The 19,296-nt window shown below is 62.1% G+C and carries 16 protein-coding genes; 13 read left to right on the forward strand and 3 right to left on the reverse strand.

Translation table 11 applies throughout. The features are described 5' to 3' along the window. Window positions 1–32 precede the first annotated feature (32 nt). Entirely contained in the window at window positions 33–950 is a 918-nt protein-coding gene (locus M1D87_RS11295) for a LysR family transcriptional regulator (RefSeq protein ID WP_023661550.1), read from the reverse strand. Window positions 951–1,069: 119 nt separating this feature from the next. On the opposite strand from M1D87_RS11295, the gene M1D87_RS11300 reads away from it, so the two are divergent. The 11 genes from M1D87_RS11300 (at window position 1,070) to dapA (ending at window position 13,429) form a co-directional block, all read left to right on the forward strand. Beyond that, window positions 1,070–1,828, forward strand: coding sequence for a 5-oxoprolinase subunit PxpA (locus tag M1D87_RS11300; RefSeq protein ID WP_123084406.1), 759 nt, complete (start codon window positions 1,070–1,072; stop codon window positions 1,826–1,828). A 90-nt stretch (window positions 1,829–1,918) separates the two neighbouring features. After that, window positions 1,919–2,806 (forward strand): 5-oxoprolinase subunit B family protein, encoded by an 888-nt coding sequence (locus tag M1D87_RS11305; RefSeq protein ID WP_061302449.1) that lies wholly within the window; start codon window positions 1,919–1,921, stop codon window positions 2,804–2,806. Then, window positions 2,803–3,774: a 5-oxoprolinase subunit C family protein gene (locus tag M1D87_RS11310; RefSeq protein WP_123084405.1), complete on the forward strand. Its 972-nt coding sequence runs from the start codon at window positions 2,803–2,805 to the stop codon at window positions 3,772–3,774. Before M1D87_RS11305 ends, M1D87_RS11310 begins: the two co-directional genes overlap by 4 nt. A gap of 232 nt (window positions 3,775–4,006) precedes the next feature. After that, entirely contained in the window at window positions 4,007–4,879 is an 873-nt protein-coding gene (gene icmH / locus M1D87_RS11315; RefSeq protein ID WP_003260539.1) for a type IVB secretion system protein IcmH/DotU, read from the forward strand. Between the two features lie 14 nt (window positions 4,880–4,893). Beyond that, window positions 4,894–6,972 carry a type VI secretion system Vgr family protein gene (locus M1D87_RS11320; protein ID WP_123084403.1) on the forward strand — a complete coding sequence of 693 codons (2,079 nt, stop codon included), beginning with the start codon at window positions 4,894–4,896 and terminating at the stop codon, window positions 6,970–6,972. Continuing rightward, complete coding sequence (locus M1D87_RS11325) at window positions 6,972–7,895, forward strand: hypothetical protein (RefSeq protein WP_123084402.1); 924 nt, start codon at window positions 6,972–6,974, stop codon at window positions 7,893–7,895. Before M1D87_RS11320 ends, M1D87_RS11325 begins: the two co-directional genes overlap by 1 nt. Next, window positions 7,892–11,119, forward strand: a complete 3,228-nt coding sequence (locus tag M1D87_RS11330; RefSeq protein ID WP_123084401.1) for a T6SS effector BTH_I2691 family protein — start codon at window positions 7,892–7,894, stop codon at window positions 11,117–11,119. The genes M1D87_RS11325 and M1D87_RS11330 overlap by 4 nt, the downstream gene beginning before the upstream one ends. A 335-nt stretch (window positions 11,120–11,454) precedes the next feature. Then, entirely contained in the window at window positions 11,455–11,931 is a 477-nt protein-coding gene (locus tag M1D87_RS11335; RefSeq protein ID WP_013972131.1) for a DUF6708 domain-containing protein, read from the forward strand. Next, window positions 11,928–12,185 carry a PAAR domain-containing protein gene (locus M1D87_RS11340; protein WP_039613302.1) on the forward strand — a complete coding sequence of 86 codons (258 nt, stop codon included), beginning with the start codon at window positions 11,928–11,930 and terminating at the stop codon, window positions 12,183–12,185. Before M1D87_RS11335 ends, M1D87_RS11340 begins: the two co-directional genes overlap by 4 nt. A gap of 103 nt (window positions 12,186–12,288) precedes the next feature. Beyond that, the gene (locus M1D87_RS11345; RefSeq protein WP_023661540.1) at window positions 12,289–12,441 is read left to right on the forward strand and encodes a hypothetical protein; all 153 of its coding nucleotides are present in this window, start codon (window positions 12,289–12,291) and stop codon (window positions 12,439–12,441) included. A 121-nt stretch (window positions 12,442–12,562) separates the two neighbouring features. After that, the gene (gene dapA, locus M1D87_RS11350; RefSeq protein ID WP_123084400.1) at window positions 12,563–13,429 is read left to right on the forward strand and encodes a 4-hydroxy-tetrahydrodipicolinate synthase; all 867 of its coding nucleotides are present in this window, start codon (window positions 12,563–12,565) and stop codon (window positions 13,427–13,429) included. Between the two features lie 151 nt (window positions 13,430–13,580). Here dapA and M1D87_RS11355 read toward each other — a convergent pair whose 3' ends face one another. Beyond that, window positions 13,581–15,257 carry an NAD(P)H dependent flavin oxidoreductase family protein gene (locus M1D87_RS11355; RefSeq protein WP_123084399.1) on the reverse strand — a complete coding sequence of 559 codons (1,677 nt, stop codon included), beginning with the start codon at window positions 15,255–15,257 and terminating at the stop codon, window positions 13,581–13,583. Window positions 15,258–15,335: 78 nt separating this feature from the next. On the opposite strand from M1D87_RS11355, the gene pdxR reads away from it, so the two are divergent. Continuing rightward, window positions 15,336–16,826 carry a MocR-like pyridoxine biosynthesis transcription factor PdxR gene (gene pdxR / locus M1D87_RS11360; protein ID WP_123084398.1) on the forward strand — a complete coding sequence of 497 codons (1,491 nt, stop codon included), beginning with the start codon at window positions 15,336–15,338 and terminating at the stop codon, window positions 16,824–16,826. Between the two features lie 95 nt (window positions 16,827–16,921). On the opposite strand, the gene M1D87_RS11365 is transcribed toward pdxR, so the two are convergent. Continuing rightward, window positions 16,922–17,320: a tetratricopeptide repeat protein gene (locus tag M1D87_RS11365; protein ID WP_024086815.1), complete on the reverse strand. Its 399-nt coding sequence runs from the start codon at window positions 17,318–17,320 to the stop codon at window positions 16,922–16,924. 253 nt (window positions 17,321–17,573) lie between these two features. Here M1D87_RS11365 and M1D87_RS11370 point away from each other — a divergent pair, with 253 nt between their 5' ends. Next, window positions 17,574–19,199, forward strand: coding sequence for a methyl-accepting chemotaxis protein (locus M1D87_RS11370; RefSeq protein ID WP_015270017.1), 1,626 nt, complete (start codon window positions 17,574–17,576; stop codon window positions 19,197–19,199). Window positions 19,200–19,296: the final 97 nt, after the last annotated feature.

The following is a 19,296-nucleotide window of genomic DNA, read 5'->3' on the forward strand; positions in this document are numbered from 1 at the left end:
TACCCGTGAAGAGTCGGGCCTGCAGGGAACGGTCAGCGCCGTGCCGACAACTGCTGCGGTGCCAAAAAAGCATCATGGAAGTAATTGCGTACAGCCTGCATCGCCGGGCTGAACGCCCGTTCCCGGTGCCAGGCCAGCCCAACGCTCATCGGTGTCACCGGGTCGCTGATGGTCACCGTCTCGATACGCTTGCCCTCCAGCGACCAGGGCCGGTGCACCAGGTCCGACAGGATCGCTACACCGCTGCCATTGGCAACCATGCTGCGCACGGCCTCCACCGAACTGGTCCGCACCCGCACTTTCGGCCGCTGCCCGGCCTGTTCCCAATAGCGCATGGCGCTTTGCTCGGCCTCATCCACGGTCAGCAGGATGAACGGCTCGCAGGCCACATCGGCCAGGCTTACCGCCGAGCGCTCGCACAGCGGATGGTTGCCAGGCAGCCACAGGCGGCGTTCGGAGTTGAACAGGGTTTCCGAGACGATGTCCGGGTGGGTGAGGTTGGCGGTGAGTACCACTGCCATGTCGAAACGACCCTCCAGCAACCCTTGCTCGATGGCGCTGCGCTCCTGCTCGTACAGCTCCAGGGTCACATCCGGATGCCAGTGCTCCAGCCGCTGCAGGTGATGGGGCAGGAAGTAGCCGATCACCGTGTAGCTTGCCGCCAGGCGCAGCAGGCCACTGGCGCGCACGTCCGGCAGCGGGCTGTTCAACGCATCGTCCACGCTACGCAGGATCACGTAGGCGCGGTTGAGGAAGTGCCGGCCGGCCTCGGTCAGGCTCATGCCCTGCGCCGAGCGCTGGAACAGCAGCACGCCGAGCATCGCCTCCAGCTCCTTGATCGCCGTGGTCACTGCAGACTGGGAAATGTTCAGGTGGATTGCCGCCTGGGAAATCTGGCCGATCTCGGCGGTGGCGACGAAATAGCGGACCTGGCGCAGGGTCAGTGACACGGTAGCTCCCGGGGTATCCGATTTTCAGAAGACACCCTATCTGTTTATAGATCTTCCCAAGGGGGTGTGGAGAATCTAACGTGGCTTGCATGCAGTCACAAGCGCCAGGAGAGACAGTCATGCAGGTGGTGGATTTCAACTCGGACATGGGTGAGGGCTTTGGCCCGTGGACGATTGGCGACGGCGTCGACAACGAGCTGATGGGCTACATCAGCACGGCCAACATCGCCACCGGCTTCCATGCTGGTGACCCCGGCACCATGCGCCGTACCGTCGAGCGGGCCAAGGCCCTGGGCGTCGCAGTGGGGGCGCACCCTGGGTTCCGCGACCTGGTCGGCTTCGGTCGCCGGCACATCAATGCCCCGGCCCAGGAACTGGTCGACGACATGCTCTACCAACTCGGCGCCCTGCGTGAAATTGCCCGCGCCCAGGGCGTGCGCCTGCAGCACATCAAGCCGCACGGTGCCCTGTACATGCATCTGGCACGTGACGAAGAAGCTGCACGGCTGCTGGTGGCGAACCTGCGAGTGATCGAGCCGGAGCTGCTGCTGTACTGCATGCCGGGTTCGGTGATCTGCCGCATCGCCCAGGAACTTGGCCAGCCGGTCATTCGCGAGTTCTACGCCGACCGCGAGTACGACCTGAGCGGTTCGATCGTGTTCACCCGCAATGTGCGGGGCTACGAACCTGGAGCGGTCGCTGAACGGGTGTTGCGGGCTTGCCAGCAAGGCGTGGTGCGCACGGTCGAGGGCCAGGACCTGGCCATCGAATTCGATTCCATCTGCCTGCACAGCGACACCCCGGGGGCGCTCGACCTGGTCGAGGCCACGCGCAAGGCGCTGGACGCTGCCGGTATCGTGGTGCGTGCGCCACGCTGAATCCGTGGGGCATCCGGCAGGTATACGCCGGAGCCCGTGCAATTTGCTTTCGCCTGCCTTTCTGTAAAGACTCCAAGAAAAGGAACAGTCATGGCCGAACCGCTCGCTACAACCCCTATCCGCTACAGCTTCGGCGCCGACGAGCACCTGTTTGCCGAAGTCAGCGAGAGCATGTCGCTGGAGGCCTTTTTCAAGGGCATGGCCGTCACCCGCGCGGTGGAGCGGCTGGCCCTGGATGGCGTGCTGGATGTGTGCCTGGCCAATGCCTCGTTCCAGATTCGCTTCGACCCGGACCGTATCGCGCCGCAGGCACTGCTGGAGGCGGTGCGCGGTGCCGAAGCGCAGGCGGTGGCCGAGCGCTCGTTGCAGACACGGATCATCGAGATTCCAGTGCTGTACAACGACCCCTGGACCCATGAAACACTGATGCGTTTTCGTGACCGCCATCAGGACCCAGGCAGCACCGACCTGGAGTACGCCGCGCGGATCAACGGCCTGGCCGATGTCGAGGGGTTCATTGCCGCGCACAGCGGTGCGCCGTGGTTCGTGTCGATGGTCGGTTTCGTTGCCGGCCTGCCGTTCATGTTCCAGATGGTCGAGCGAGAGCGGCAACTGCAGGTGCCCAAGTACCTGCGCCCGCGTACTGACACCCCCAAGCTCACCCTTGGCCATGGCGGCTGTTTCGGCTGCATCTATTCAGTGCGCGGGGCAGGTGGCTACCAGATGTTCGGCGTCACTCCGGCGCCTATCTACGACCCGCAGCAGACGCTGAACTACCTGAAGGAGCACATGGTGTTCTTCCGCCCGGGAGACATCGTGCAGTTCAAACCCATTGACCGCCGCACCTACGACCAGGCGGTGGCGGATGTCGAAGAAGGCCGTTTCGACCTGCGCATTCGCTCGGTGGAATTCTCCCTGGACGCGTTCCTTGCCGACCCGGTCGGTTATCCACGGACCCTGCAGGAGGTGCTGGCATGATCAAGGTACTCAAACCCGGCTTGGCTACCTCGGTGCAGGACCTGGGCCGCGAAGGCTACTACCACCTGGGCATCCCGCCGTCCGGCGCCCTCGACCAGTACGCCCTGAGGGCGGCCAACCACCTGGTGGGCAACCCGGCCGGCGCCGCCGGCCTTGAGTGTGCGCTGGTGGGGCCGGAGCTGGAGTTCCAGCAGGATGCCCTGGTGGCGGTTTGCGGGGCGCAGATGCCGGCCTTGCTCGATGGCCGCGAGCAACGCCCGGACACCGCGTTTGCCGTACGTGCCGGGCAGGTGTTGCGTTTCGGCTTCCCTACTGCAGGTGCCCGGGCCTACCTGGCGGTGGCCGGCGGTATCGATGTACCCGAGGTGCTCGGCAGCCGCTCCACCTATGCGTTGGGTGCATTGGGTGGGTTGCATGGGCGCAAGCTGATGGCGGGTGACCTGTTGCCGGTCGGCATGCCCAGCGGCAAGACCCGCGCCGGCGCTAGCCTGCCGATGGCCTTGCGCCAGGCCTTGGGCGGCGAGGTGGTGCTGCGGGTGGTGCCGGGGCTGTATTTTCACCGCCTGACCAAGGCTGCGGTGCGAAGCTTTTTCACCGAAGCCTGGACGGTCGGCTCCGAGGCCGACCGTATCGGCTATCGCTACAAGGGCGGTAGCGCCTTGAGCTTCCAGCCACGGGAGCAGCCGTTCGGGGCCGGCTCGGATCCGTCGAACATCGTTGACAGCTGCTACCCGATCGGTTCGATCCAGGTGCCCGCGGGGCTGGAGCCGATCATCCTGCACCGTGACGCGGTGTCGGGAGGGGGCTACGCCATGATCGGCACGGTGATCAGCGCCGACCTGGATCTGATCGGGCAGATGCAGCCCAACCAGCAGGCGCGGTTCCTCGAGGTAAGCCTGGAGGAAGCCCTGGAAGCTCGGCGCTCGTACAAGAAGAAGCTGGGCTTCCTGGCCAGGTTGTTTGGCTGATTGATGTTTGCGGCGGTGCGTCACCCACACAAGGGCTGGCGCAGTCGTTGCAGGAGCGGCCTGGTGTCGCGAAAGGGGCGCAGAGCGGCCCCGGAATTCCGGCATCACAGCGTCCAGACAAGCCAAAAGGAGAAAATTCCTACAGCGCTTTGGGACGCACCACGCTCCTCGAAGAATTGATTCCCCGATAGTGTTCATGTCTTCAGCCTAACTGGAAGACAAGGACCTCTTCATGCCCGGCCCATCTGCTGTTCGTATTGGAAAACCCCAGGCCGCCAACACTGCCCATGACGTAACCGAAAGCAGCCTGCATGCCATGCTCGATGTCCCGGAGGGCAGCGATTCACCTTATCCACCCGGCCACGGCGGGCGCGCGGATCATGAGGGTTATCCGGCCGACCCGGACTTCCGGCTACGCGGCGGCTTCGCCAACCTGATGCTCGACGCGGCCAACCCGCTGTTCGGCCTGGTCATACGCCTGCGTACGCTGGATGACCTGCCCAATATCGAACATGTGCACAAGACCCTGCAGATTCAGGTCAGCACAATCCGCGAGGAAATACAGCAGCACGGTTATTCGTCTGTGCACCTCGAAGCCTATTCCTATGCCTTGTGCCTTTACCTGGACGAGGCCGTGATGAGTCGCCCCTGGGGGAACAATTCGTGCTGGAGCCACGAACCGCTGCTCAGCATCTTCCATGGCGAAACCCAGGGTGGCGAGAAGATCTTCGTGTTGCTGGAGCGGTTGATGCAGTCTCCGGAGGAGTTCCAGGATGTGCTGGAGTTCCTGTACTTCTGCTTTTGCCTGGGCCTGAAGGGCAAGTACGCCCTGGACCCGAAGTGCGATGAAATCATCAATGCCCTGATTTCGCGGATGCACAAGGTCATTCGTGCACTGCGCGGCCCCACGCCGGAATTCCCGGGCGATCCCTATACCAACGTGGTCCATCGCCCCCACCGCATGCGGCGTCGGGAATGGCCCTGGTGGAGCCCGTTGGTGATCTCCGCCATCGCCATGGTCTGCGCCTACTGCTACTACAGCTACCGCCTGAGCTTGATCACCGCCGAGGTGCTGGAGTCGCTCAACGGCATTTTGCAGCAGTAGCAAAGGGGATCCGCATGCCTAGCCAATCCGACTTGCGCTTCACCTTCCAGCCGCTGGCTGGCCAGATTGACTTCGAGGTGGTTTCGTTCGAACTCGACGAAATGATCAGCTCACCGTTCCAGCTGAAACTGGAACTGATCAGTTTTGAAGACGAGGTCGACTTCGGCCAGTTGCTCGACCAGCCAGTGCTGTTCACGATCTGGCGCGGTGAGCGCCCCCTGCGCTATGTGCACGGCCTGGTCAGCAGTTTCAGCCAGGGTGAAACGGGGTTCTATCGCACTCGTTACCGCGCCTTGGTCGAACCCGTGCTGGCCCGTGCCGGCTTGCGTTCGAACTGGCGCATCTTCCAGCAGAAGACCGTGCCGCAGATTCTCGAATTGATGCTCAGGCGCCAGGGCATTGCCCGTTTCGAAATCAACAGCATGGGCGAGCATCAGGTGCGCGAGTTCTGCGTACAGGCCGGTGAAACGGACCTCGACTTCATCGCCCGCCTGGCGGGGGAAGAGGGTTTCGTCTATCGCTTCGAGCACACGCCGAAACATCACCAGCTGGTCATCACCGACCGACTGCTGGCGCTGGGGCAGATCAGCCGAAGCGCGCTCAAGGCCGACGACGAGGATGAAGACTTCTTCGACGAAGACGACATCGGCCCCGACCAGGTACTGTACCGTGCCAACAGCGGTGGCGATCAGGCCAGGCCTTGTTTGCGCCGCCTGCGTTACAGCGAACAGGTGCGCACTGCACGTCAGGTGCAGCGGGACTACACCTTCACCAACCCGCAGTACCGGCAGGAACACCGCGCAGGTGACAGTAGCATCACCCATCAGTCCCGGGACTATGAGCGCTTCGACTACCCCGGCCGCTACAAGCGCGATGCGGTCGGTGTACCCTTTACCACTACCCGCCTGACGGCCCTGCGCCATGACGCCCGTATTGCCGAAGTCGAAGGTGACGATGTACGCCTGCAACCGGGGCTGAGCTTTACCCTCATCGAACACCCGCGCAAAGACCTCAACGCCCATTGGCGTGTGATGCGTGTACATCACGAGGGCAGCCAGTTCACCAGCCTGCAAGAAGAAGCTGCCGGGGCCGAACAAGGAACGCGCTACTCGCAGGAAGCCGTGCTGGTACCCGGCCGGATCGAATGGCGTCCGGCGCCACTGCCCAAGCCACGCATCGACGGCCCGCACATGGCCACGGTCGTCGGGCCGCCCGGGGAAGAGATCTACTGCGACGAGTGGGGCCGGGTCAAGGTGAGCTTCCCCTGGGACCGGGAGAGCGAGAACAACGAGTTCAGCTCCTGCTGGGTGCGCGTGTCACAAGGCTGGGCAGGCGGCAGCTGGGGCTCGATGGCCATCCCGCGCATCGGCCAGGACGTGATCATCCAGTACGTCAACGCCGACCCCGACCAGCCGATGATCACTGGGCGTACCTATTGCGGCGACCAACTGCCGCCGTACGACCTGCCCGAACACAAGACCCGCATGACCATCAAGAGCCAGACCCACAAAGGCGATGGTTTCAACGAGCTGCGCTTCGAGGACGAACTCGGCAAGGAAGAAGTGTTCATCCATGCCCAGCGGGACCAGAACAATGTAGTCGGCAATGATGAGACCACGCGTGTGGGGCGTAATCGTGTCGAGCAGGTCGGCAATGATGAGCACTTGAATATCGGCAATGACTTCCGCCAGGAAACCGGGGGTGACCATACCCAGCTCATTGGGCAAACCTGCCACGTAGACATCAAGCAGGACCTGATCGAGAAGATAGGCAACGACCGTAGCGAATCAACAGGGGCCAATCACAGGGCCCTTGTCGGGAAAGACGCCGAGCTGGTCGTCAAAGGTACGCAAAAGGTCACCGTCGGGCAGGGCATGGAGCAACATACGACGATCTATCAGCTGCGCGCCAGTGAGCGCATCGAGTTCAGAACCGCGGGCGGCAGCATTGTGCTGGACGGGCAGGGCATCACTATCAACGGGCTGAAGCTCGAGCTGTTGGGGCAAACCAGCGCGGCTGCGTCAGGGGCTGGAAACAGCCAGCCACTTACGCTTGCGCCTGACGCCAGCAACAAGTGCGAGGCCAAGGCCTGATGCGCACTGACAACCTGGCCAGGCTCATCGAAAGCCATCATGGGGCGCACTTGTACTGCCATGTGCTGATAGATCCGCTTGCGACTGCTCACGATGGCGACCACGCCGTGCTTGCCCCGCTGCGCAATGCCCTGGGTGAGCAGGCATTGACCCGTGTGCACCGGGCCGACCTGGCCCATGCCCCCCAACTGCATCCCGTACTGGTCTGCCTGGCTTCGCCCGGCATGGTCCCCAGTCGCCGTCTGCTGGAACTGACCGCCCGAGCGGCGCAGAGGGCGTTGTTTCAGCAACGGCGTTACCTGTGTGGCTGGCTGTTCAGTGAGGCGCCTTCGGCCACTGTCGCGTCCCATCTCACGGCCTTGTGTCGGCTACCCGATTCCAATCGGGAATTTGGCTGCTACCCGGTCTACGAACCAATCCGTCTGGAGTTGCTTGCGGCGACGTTCGAGCGGCTTGAACAAGGCCCATGGTGGCCGATCAGTGACTGGTTGTTCCTGAGTAGCGGTGGGAGGTTGGCAAGCCTGAAAGGGCAGAGCGGGCAGCGACACCCTTTGCCGACCCCTGCGCGGCGAATTCAGGATGACGTGGGGCTGATCGAACGTGTGCTGGCTACCTGGAGAGTGTTGCGAGTGGGTTCGCAGCACATCAATCAGTGTCAGATTCCACCGTTTGCTGCGGTGCGTGCTTCGAACCATATCGATGATGCACGCAGGTTGGGCCTGAGCGAGATGGAGGACATCGTGGCCTTCGCTCTCCATCACCTGAGCATTCACCCGAGGCTGCATACCGTACCTGCGGTGGGCGAAATGATCGATGCAGCGGCCAGAGGCCAGGCGCCTCTTGCCGCGTTGCTCGCCCGCTACTCCGAGGCGCAATGGCGCCAACTGATCGAATGCCTGCCGAAATCCGAGAGTCGCTCATGACCATCAGCCAACGTATTGCCCTCGCGATCGCCGAAGCCGGGCTGCCGCACGACCAGTGCATGTTCTGCGAGCGCCAGGGCCTGCCGATCCTGCCGCTGCGCCGCGCCCTGGTGCCCGATACCCGCCCCGAGTGTGTCTCCACCGTGGCGGATGACCGGCATATCTCGACAAAGATCGGCTTGCGCACCTTGCGCAGGGGCTTCCTGTATGTGCTGCTCGATCAGCAGGTCTGGCATGCCTATGCCGTCAGCGAGCAAGGTCATCTGCGCCGCTTCAACCCTTACGAGCCGCCAGATGGCCCGCCTTCGCCGCTGCCCGAAAAATGCGTGAACGCAGATCACGACATTCCTTCGGCCTTTCTCAACCTCGATACCGGCAGGTACACCAGCGCCTGGCTGGCCTTCTCCAGTGACGCCTGGCCGGTGAGCGTGCTGAACGCCTACAAGAGCGGCGCGTCGCCTGCGCATCGCTTCGAGGGCCTGGACCTGATTCAGGCTCGCAACAATCCCGAACTGCTGGGCATCGCCATGACGCCCGATAAGCTTGGGGTCGACCAGCAGGTGTTCGAGTACGCCCAGCATGGCTGTGCTCCCTTCGACAGTGCGCATGGCTTCCACAGCCGCTGGTTGCGCCGGTTCGCCCTGCGAGGGTATCTGGTCAATGCGATCAACCGGCACCAGCTGGAAAACGGCGTGCTGGCAGTGGTGCTCGACGACACTGTCGGGCTGATTCAGGAGTACAACCATCAGCGCCTGAACTGGGTACTGAAGCGTCAGGCCTGGCGTGAAGAACCGATGCGCGCCTATCAGCTGCAGACCTCGCAGATCCTGCAGATCATTCGCGCCACGCACAGGGAATGGGCGGCGCAGAAGGTGCCGTCGCTGGAACCGATGACGGGTGATGGGCCGCCGGTGTTCACCGACCCGGCAGTCGAGCGGCAGCTGTTGGTCGAGCGCGCGCAGCAGGAGAGTGACGAGCGGCTTGAAGAGCGCTACCACGAACCGCAGCGGGCCGCGTTCCAGGCTGAATATGAGCAGCAGGAACGTGAGTTTCAGCGTTACATCGACAAGGACGCGCAGGCGTACGTTGCCTTGTTCGATACGCCCATGTTCAAGGTGGCCGAGGCATACGACTACGACGGTAACGATCGTGAGTCCGGGGTGGCCTACGCCAAGACCATGGCCCTGTGCCTGGGCGGCGGGGTTACGGAAGCTGTCGTCCCCCGCCTTGAACCGCATATTCCCGCTTCCGGCACCAGCGAACTGCTCTGGCTGAAATGGCTGCAGGACCCTGACAGCCCACCCTACCGCGCCTTGCTGATGCGCGACCAGGCACTGCTGGCCGGGCTGCTGCCCAGTTTCTCCGCCACAGAAGCGATCAACTGGAACGACAGCGACAAGCTTTACGGCATGCTGAGTAAGATCATCGCCAGCGATGACGCCGGCCTGCGCACGCGCAATACCCTCAAGCAGGCCATTGCGGAAACGCAGAGCGCGCTCAATGCGGCCAGTCAGCGGCTGGCGCCATGTGTGTCGCCAGGTATTCAGAAGGCTGTGCGGCATTTGAACAGTGCCACGCAGTTTCTCTACAACGGCGTCCACCTGATCGAGCTGGAAGTGAAGATGAAGCTGGGCGAGTACTACGCCTTGCAGAGCGCCCACCTCCGGGAGTTGCAGCACAAGGCCAACGCGTCGATCGCTGAGGCGCGGGACCGGATGCGCCGCAATATCGATGACTTCGAGTTTGGCTCGATGAAGGCCATGCGCAAGGTGCGGCCGATCATCCAGCACGGGCTGATGAGCCTGGCCGTGCTCGACCCGCGGTTCACCAATACGATGATCAGCGTGACGGTGTGGGTCGAGGGCAAGGCTGAAGAGGTGCATGGGCGATTGTTCCAGGAAGCCAACATTGGCGTAACCCAGGCGAGCAGCGCGGCACAGCTTGCCTTGGTGGATATCTCGGTGGCAGCGGGGACGTTGGAAACCGATGCGCGCAGGTTGTTGCAGGGGATGAAGATCACGACGCAGCAGGCGGCCCGGTTGGTAAAAACCGGTTTTTCCGGGTTACGCGGGATTGCTGGCAGCTGGGAGGTCCTGCTGGCGATAGGCGGGTTGTATCTGCAGCAGGACAGCCAGGGCAGGAATCAGGACAAGGCGGAAACGGAGATTGGGCCGAAGGCGCATGAGGCCAAGTTGGCATTGCAAGGATCGTACTTGGGAATATTGGGAGGGAGTATCGAGCTAATAGGGCTCTTGTTGAACTCAAGTAGTAAGCATACTGGAAGATCGTGGGCTAAGGGCGCCTCAGAAACTGGAGTGTCGCTGATAAAAATCGGTGCGATGATAGGTGCAATAACCGGGGTTTTGGATACGGCACAAGCATTTTCTGCCGCTAACCGTACACGAGCAGCTGGGGACAACCTAGCAGCGAGGAATTATTTTAGTGCAGGTCTTGTGTACATCTCTTCAACTGGAATGTTTGTCTATGCAATTTTCAAACCCGTCCTATTAGGGCCTTTAGGTCTGGCTATCGTACTGGCTCTCATCGCTTACGCATTTGCCAAGTCAGCTGAAGAAAGCGAATCTAATGCATTAGAGCGCTGGGTGCGACGCTGCTGCTTTGGGACTAACGATGAAAATCCGGTCGTGTCTTGGAAGACACCTGAATATGCAGATATAGCGTTTGCAGAGCTCAATGCCGCCACGCTCGGCGTACATGCGGCGATTCATTTCGAATCCAAGCGTTTAAGCGACCCGGCCACTTCTAAGATTGGTGGGTTGCTTAGCTTGGAACTAGAGCAAAAAATAAAATTCCAAATCATATTGCCCAAATACCGTGATGAGCATTCGGCCTATCGTTTGATGCTTGTGGTACATCGTCATGGTGACGGAACCTTCCCCGACTTCAGTGGCGGAGAGACTGTTGTTCTTGATGAATACCAACCTGTTCGAGCCGAGGCGCTTACCAAAGCGGCAACATTCCATGACTTTTTTCAGCCGAGGTTGCCCGATTATAAGAGTGATATTTTAGTTGAAAAAATACTACGGTCGCCTAGCCAAAATGAGCCGCATATGTCTTGGCTAGAAATTACGGGTGCTGTGAGTCTGATGGCTACGATTGGGTCGCATACCATTAGAGCCGCGACACTGCTGATAAGTTATTGGCCGGATAGAAGGCTGCCAGACGCATATGTTGAGGTCTGCATTAAGGAAGCTAACGAATGAAAACTAAGCCCAGGGTCCTTTCGGAGCGAGCTCTGTGTTGGAGTCATGATCTGCCTGGTGTCAGTTCGGATGAAGCTCCGCGTTCAAGCTTTGAAGATATAGATCCGCCACCAAACTACTGTGATGATGTGTTCCTGGAGCTTCCTCGATCTACTGTCAGTTTGCGTGGTGTCGCAGTGCTGATAGGGGGACCAATTCTGGTTTTTTCTGTGGGTGCATTAATCTACATGCATTGGAGGTTTTTTGGTATCTACTGGTCGAATAATTGGGGCGTTGACATCCTCGCATCGTTAGCGATTTTGATTGGCATGTCGGCTACTGCGACATATGTAAAAATGGACCTGTTGCTCCCGCGGGACGAACCCATTCGCTTCAATCGCCTGCGACGCAAGATTTATCTCTATCAATTCAGATTCCACTACATCTATCTGTTCAGCCGCAAACACTGGGGCGTCAAACCGGTCGCCTACAACTGGGACGACGTAACCGCCGAAGTCTACCGAGTCTACGCCCCCGGCCACGGTGGGCTGATCGAAAACGTCATGCTGTCGGTCCGCAACCCGGAAACCAACGAAGTCATCGACCGCGTCTTCTTCACCCACGACCTGTACCACGGTGAAGCCTACTGGGCCATCGCCCGGCTATTCATGCAGCAAGGCCCCGAAGCCCTGCCGAAGTTCGTGCACCCACCCCGTGACTGGAACGATGACGATGGCCTGAGCCACATGCATTGCCTGGCACCCAAGGTTAATTGGCCAGAGGAGATAGACCGTGAATCTCGCACCGGGCCATCAGAAGGAGAGGCCCAATGAATCCTGTCGTACTTGTAGGCCATCGACATGTCTGTCCGCTGCATGGCATCAACGAGGTAGAAAGCGGCAGTGCAACGTACATCTTCAACGGCAGGGCGGTTGCCAGGGTGGGGGATCGGACCACGTGCGGTGCCGTGATCGAGAGTGGGGCTGAGCATTTCCTGGTCGAGGGCGCGGCTGTGGCGCGTAAAGGAGACCGGACGGATCACGGTGGTGTGCTGGAGGAGGGCGATGATGGGTGGATGCTGGATTGATCAAATATCTCTTGTACAAGACCGGGCCCACAGATCTCTGTGCGGCTTTGGCCGCGAACACCGGCGCAGCCGGATGGGTTTGCTATCTCGGTGTTGACACCGAGTGCGCCGCGCCACCATTATCCAGCCATATCCACGCAACGGGCTTGCCGGCATGTCCATTTCCAACCACGCCATTTTCGCTTCGGGCTTCATCGCCCAGGCAGGCGCGTGCGTTGCCGTTGCCAAGAAATCCAAGAAACAGCCGCTCATCTGACCGAGGCGCGCTGTCTCGTCAGGTGGGCTGACGAGACAGAAGGCGCCAGGTATCCCTGCCAGACCACTTCGACTCTCCGCCCTGCTGACGCTGACTTTCGGTCAACATCAGGAGTTTTTGCATGTCGAATTTCCGTGGTATCTGGATTGCCCTCGTCACGCCATTGCGCGCCAATGAAGTCGACTTCGCCGCCCTGGAAAAACTGGTGAAGAAGCTGCTCGAAGAGGGTGTGGCCGGTTTTGTGGTATGCGGTACCACGGGCGAGGCGGCGGCGCTGTCCAAGGCCGAACAACTGGCCGTGCTGGATGCCGTGCTGGCCTGGGTGGAGCCGGGCAGGGTAGTGATGGGCCTGTCGGGCTACAACTTGCGCGAGCTGTTGGCCTTCCAGGCTGAAATCCAGCGGCGTGAGATTGGCGGGCTGCTGGTCCCTGCGCCGTGCTACATCCGGCCTTCGCAGGCCGGCATCGAAGCGTTCTTCAGCACCGTGGCGGATGCCGCCAGCGTACCGGTGATCGTCTACGACATACCCTACCGCACCGGGGTACGTATCGAGCGTGAAACCCTGCGCCGCATCGTGCGCCACCCGCGCATCGCGGCGGTGAAGGACTGCGGCGGTGACAGCGAGACCACCATGGCCCTGATCCAGGACGGCCACGCCCACGTGCTGGCCGGTGAGGACGTGCAGATCTTCAACAACCTGTGCCTGGGTGGCGCAGGGGCCATTTCGGCTTCGGCGCATGTGCGGGCCGACCTGTACGTGCGCATGCTGCAGCAGGTCGACCATGGCGACTGGGTAGCCGCGCGCGGCACGTTCTACCAATTGCTGCCTTGGATAAAGATGGCCTTTGCCGAGCCCAACCCGGCTGTGGTCAAGGCGGCCTTGCAGCTGCAGGGGCTGATGACCGACGAACTGCGAGAGCCCATGCAGGCGTGCACGGAGATGACCCGGGGCAAGCTGCGAAGCGTTGTGGATTTGCTCGGCGCTTGAGATAGAACAGCGCAAAACTCATTGAATTAGCGGGGCCCCTGTGGGAGCGGCTTTAGCCGCGAACACCGGCGCAGCCGGTGCCATGCAGCGCGTTGGATTCTTCGCGGCTAAAGCCGCTCCCACAGGGTACGCGGATCGCTTGCTTCTGAATCTATGAGAACGACCTGGCCTCACCAATCAGGATGTCTTCGAAAAACGCCCCGACCGGCTCGCTAGGGTGGCACAACTGGATCTCCAGCACCCACACCACTTCGCTCGGGACGATTTCCACCTCGGCCAGTTTGTCCTGCCCATACAGCACATGCGGGAAGTCGGCGATGCGATGCCCGGCCAGGTTGCGCTCCAGCTGCCAGCCTTTTACCTGGGCACTGCGCTCGGCGAAGTCGTACAGTTCGCGCCCGGTCAGGCCACGGCCCCAGGCCTGGCGGGTTTCGTCGAACACCTCATGCAGTGCCTTGACGCAGGCGTGGTGCAGCTCGTGCTGGCCGAACACGAAGGTGTCGCCATAGTCGCCCTCATAGCCATCCCATACCGGGCCGACGTCGACCACGACGATATCCGTAGTACGTAATACACGTTGCAGATCAATGCCTTGGCGCGGCGTGCGCACGGTGTCGTCGCCAAAGCGGATGTAGGTCGGGTGCCAGGTGTGCGATGCACCCATCGCCTGCAAGGTTTGCGCGGCCATCTTCAGCGCCTGGGCAGTGGTCATGCCGACTTTCAGCTGGTTCGCTATCGCAGCAACGGCCCGCACCGACTGCTCGCGGGCAGCGAGCATGCCGTCCAGCGAGTAGCGTGGGCCGACTTTTTCCAGCTCCGGGTGCAACGGGCTGGCTGTTGAAGCCTCTGGCGCCAGTGTGCCGCTGGCAACGAAAGCCTCCTCGACAAAACGATGGGGCTGCAGGCCTGCTGCGAGGCACTGCTCGCGAACCTGGCTGATCATCGTGGCATTGCCGCAGGCATAGACCTGGGTGTCGGCCCAGCGATGGGCCTGGGCCAGCGCCACCTGCTGCACGCGCGCCTGGTCCGACAGCACCGGGTGCCAGCGAAAGTGAGCGTGTGCACGGCTGGCCTGGTCGAGAAACTCACGGTCATAGAAGTCGGCGTCCGATCTGCCGCCCCAGTACAACGTGACCTCGGCATCACCTGCCAGGGCGGTCAGCAGCAATGGCTTGATGCCGGCGTAACCTGTGCCAGTGGCGAACAGCACCAGGGGGCGCTGGGCCTCGTGCTGCCAGGTGCAGGCACCCACCGGTCCTTCCAGCTTCAAGGTGTCACCTGCTTGCAGGGTTGGCAGCAGGAGTTCGGTAAACAGGCCGCCACTGACCTTGCGGATGTGAAACACCAGTTTCCCCTGGTCCCGGTCGGGCAGGTTGGCGATGGAAAAACAGCGGCTATCGCCGTTGTCCAGCCGAAAGCGTACGTACTGGCCAGCCCGTGCCGACAACGGCTGCGCAGGCTGAAGCACCAGTTCGACGATATCGGTGCTCAGTTCGCGTTTGCCATGAACCTGCGCGTGGATTTCCAGCGCCTGGGTTTCCAGGGACCAGCCGGGGATTTCCAGGCGCATGTCGCTGCAGGCGTGGCTCTGGCACAGCAACATTTCGTCGGCGGCGAGGGGGTAGCAGGGCGCGGGCATGTCTGCCGTCCGCTGCTTGTCCCGATACTGCCCCGACACCACCTTGACCTTGCACGACCCGCAGGCGCCGCGGCGGCAGGAGAAGGGTACCGGCAGGCCGCTGGCGAGCATGGCATCGAGCAGCAGTTCCTGGTTGGCGTCGAAGGTTTTGCCCGAGGGCGACAGTTCAATGACGTGGCGGTTCTGCATGGGCACCTCGGGGCAAGTGGAGGTTCGATTGTTGCTATAGTCCAGGACCAGTAGAACCTCCAGTTTCGGTTAATTCACATGGTCCAGCTTCGCAAATGGCAGCCGCTGCTCAAGCTCGACGCGGCGCAGTCGCAGGCCTCGTACAGGCAGATCGTCGAGGGCCTGGTAGCCGCTATCACCGAGGGCCGTCTGCGCCCCGGTACGCCGTTGCCCGGCACGCGGGAAATGGCGCAACTGCTGAACGTCAATCGCAAGACGGTGATCCTCGCCTACGAGGAAGCCGAGACCAAAGGCTGGCTGGAAAGCGTGCAGCGCCGTGGCACCTTCGTCAGTCGGCAGCTGGCGGCTGGCACCCTGGCCGAGCCCGATGCAGCGCAGCCCTTTGCCCTGGTGCTACAGGAGGAGCCTGCCGTTGCCTACTTCGCGGCCAACGAACAGGCTGCCGCGCAGCAGGATCGGCCGGGTGCGCTGTTCTTCGACAACGGCGCCTGTGACCACCGCCTGCTGCCGCAGACCGTTCTGCACCGCTATTACCGTAATGCCTTGCGCAACAGCTTTGCCGCCAACACCGTGCGCCATGGCAGCGCGTGCAGCAGCCACTCCCTGCGCAGCGCCTTGGCCGACATGCTGCGGCACAATCGCAGCCTGAACGTTGGCGCCGAGCATATCTGCCTGACCCAGGGCGTGCAGATGTCGCTGTACCTGGTGGCCAGCGTGCTGCTCAAGCCTGGTGACGTTGTGCTGGTAGAGCGCCTGAGCTATCCGCCTGCGTGGGAGATCTTCCGCCAGCTGGGCGCCCGGCTGGTCACCGTAGAACTGGATGAGGAGGGCTGTCGGGTCGAGCAGATCGATGCATTGTGCCGGCTGCACCAGGTACGCATGCTGTACATCACACCCCATCACCAGTTCCCGACCACGGTCAGCCTGCCTGCCGGGCGCCGGCAGCAGTTGCTGGAACTGGCGCGGCAGCACGACTTCTGCGTGGTCGAGGAAGACTACGACCATGAATACCACTTTGCCGGGAGGCCTTACCTGCCGCTGGCCAGCGACCGTCAGCAGCGGCATGTGATCTACATTGGCTCATTGTCCAAGTCCTTGGGCAGTACGTTCCGTTGCAGTTTCATCGTGGCGCCGGCGGAGGTGGCCGCAGCGCTCGAACGCAGGGCGACGCTGACCCTGGGGCAGGGCGATGCGGTGATGCAGCAGATGCTGGCGGACTTGATCAATGATGGCGAGCTGAAGAAGCACTTGCGTCGGGTCACCCGGGAGTATCGCCGACGTCGAGAGACCCTGTTGGTTTGCTTGCGCGATGCCTTTGGCGAGCAGGTAACCGTGCGCGAGCCGGAAGGTGGGCTGGCGCTGTGGGTGAGGTTTGCTGACGGGATCAATGTGGATCAGTTGGTTGGCAAGGCGTTGGAGTTGGATCTGGTGGTACGCAGTGGCCGGCAGTTTTCGCCGTTTGGTCATGCGGAAAATGCCTTGCGCCTCGGGTTCGCCTCGCTGGACATGGATGAAATTCGGCTGGCTACACAACGTTTGGCGCAGGCGGCGAAGGCGATTACCGGGTAGTAGAAAGGACAGCCTGCCTGGCAGTCCTGACCAGCGACGAGGTTGCCTATATCACCGGGCAGAACAATACCGTCGCGCGCAACGTCTTGCCGCCGTCAATGCGCAGCCGTCGGCAGCATGCCCGAGCCCTGGGCCTTGTGCGCGGCTTCTATCAGCTGCAGGTTGCGGCTGCGCAGGGCGTGATTGTTGCCAACACGCAGGTTGGAGCGAAGCGCCAAGGTTTCGGCCTGTTCATACTGCCCTTGCTGAAGGCGCAAAACGCCAAGGTAGTGCAGCGTTGCCGGGTTGTTCGGTTGAATGTGCAGCGCACGCTCCAGGGTGGCCGCCGCCTGGTCCAGCTGGCCGTCGGCATACTGTTGCGAGGCGGTTTCGATCAGCACCGTCGAAGCATTGTTGCTGCGTGTGGGCGCGTAGCGTTCGCCGGCCAGTGCGCCCTGTGCCGTGATTGCGCTGAACAACAGGAGCAGGGCTGACAGAACAGGTGTGCTGGGCATCGGCGGAAGACTCGGCAGGGCTTGGGCGGGCCAGGTTGGAGGGCGAGGGGATGCTATCGACCGAATTGGAGCGTTGAAGTTCCCGCCTGGTCGGCTTGTTGCCCGTTGCCCGGTATGTGCCTCGACAACATCTGTTCGGTTACCGCCCATAACCGCACTCCGGCGCCTCAAGCCTGGGGTAGTACCTCCGATAGCAGCACACCCACCGTCGAATCATCGACCAGAAGTGGTGCCAACAAGGAGTACTGCCCCCATGCTTGCCAACCTGAAGATCCGCACCGGAATGTTCTGGGTGCTGTCGCTGTTCAGCGTGACCCTGCTGTTTTCCACCGTCAGTGCCTGGCGGGCGGCGGTGGGCAGCGACCAGCAGATCACCGAACTGGACCAGACCGCGCACCAGTCGGACCGGTTGAACAATGCGTTGCTGATGGCGATTCGCGCCAGTGCCAATGTGTCCTCGGGCTTCATCGAGCAGCTGGGTGGTCATGAGGAAAGCGCCAACAAGCGCATGGCGCTGTCGGTCGAGCTGAACGACAAGAGCCAGAAGCTGGTGGACGAGTTTGTCGAAAACGCCCGCGAGCCTGCGCTGCACGCTCTGGCAACGGCACTGCAGGCCACCTACGGCGAGTATGCCAAGGCGGTCGCCGGGCAGCGTGAGGCAACCCGTCAACGTTCACTCGAGCAGTATTTCAAGGTCAACACCGACGCCGGCAACGCCATGGGCCGGCTGCAGGCGCTGCGCCAGCAACTGGTCGGCGCATTGAGTGAGCGCGGTCAGCAGATCATGCTGGAATCCGACCGGCGCCTGGCGCGCGCCCAACTGCTGAGTCTGGGGCTGCTGGGCGTGACGTTGGTGTTGGCGGTGCTGTGCTGGGCCTTTATTGCCCAGCGCGTGCTGCACCCGCTGCGCGAAGCTGGCCGGCACTTCCAGCGCATTGCCGGCGGCGACCTGAGCGTGCCGGTGCAGGGGCAGGGCAGTAACGAGATCGGCCAGCTGTTCCATGAACTTGAGCGCATGCAGCAGAGCCAGCGCGACACCCTGGGGCAGATCAGCAACTGTGCCAGGCAGCTGGACGCAGCCGCCACGGCGCTGAATACGGTCACCGAGGAAAGCGCCAACAACCTGCGCCAGCAGGGCCAGGAGCTGGAGCAGGCCGCTACCGCCGTTACCGAAATGACCACGGCCGTTGAGGAGGTTGCGCGCAATGCCATCACCACTTCGCAGACCACCAGCGAATCCAACCAGCTGGCGGCGCAAAGCCGCCGGCAAGTCAACGACAACATCGACGGCACCGAGGCCATGACTCGGGAGATCCAGGCCAGCAGCGCGCATCTGGAGCAACTGGTCGGGCAGGTGCGGGACATCGGCAAGGTGCTGGAAGTGATTCGCTCGGTGTCCGAGCAAACCAACCTGCTGGCACTCAATGCCGCCATCGAGGCCGCCCGTGCGGGCGAGGCCGGGCGCGGCTTTGCGGTGGTGGCTGATGAAGTGCGTACGCTGGCTTACCGCACGCAGCAGTCGACCCAGGAAATCGAGCAGATGATCGGGCGCGTGCAGGCGGGTACCGAAGCGGCCATGACCTCGATGCAGGCCAGTACCAGCCGCGCCCAGTCGACGCTGGACGTGACCCTGGCCTCGGGGCAGGTGCTTGAGGGTATCTACAGTGCGATCGGCGAGATCAACGAGCGTAACCTGGTGATTGCCAGTGCAGCCGAAGAGCAGGCCCAGGTGGCGCGAGAGGTGGACCGCAACCTGCTGAACATTCGCGAGCTGTCGACATCCTCGGCAGCAGGGGCGCAGCAGACCAGTGAGGCGAGCAAGGCGTTGTCGGGGTTGGTGGGGGAGATGGCGGCGTTGGTGGCGCGGTTCAGGGTTTGAGGTCTGGCGGGCACCAGACTGTGGCAGTGGGCGCGCCCGCGAACACCGGCGTAGCCGGTGCCTTCCACCGCGTCGCCTGCTTCGCGGGCATGCCCGC

The organism is Pseudomonas sp. SA233, assembly GCF_054792385.1.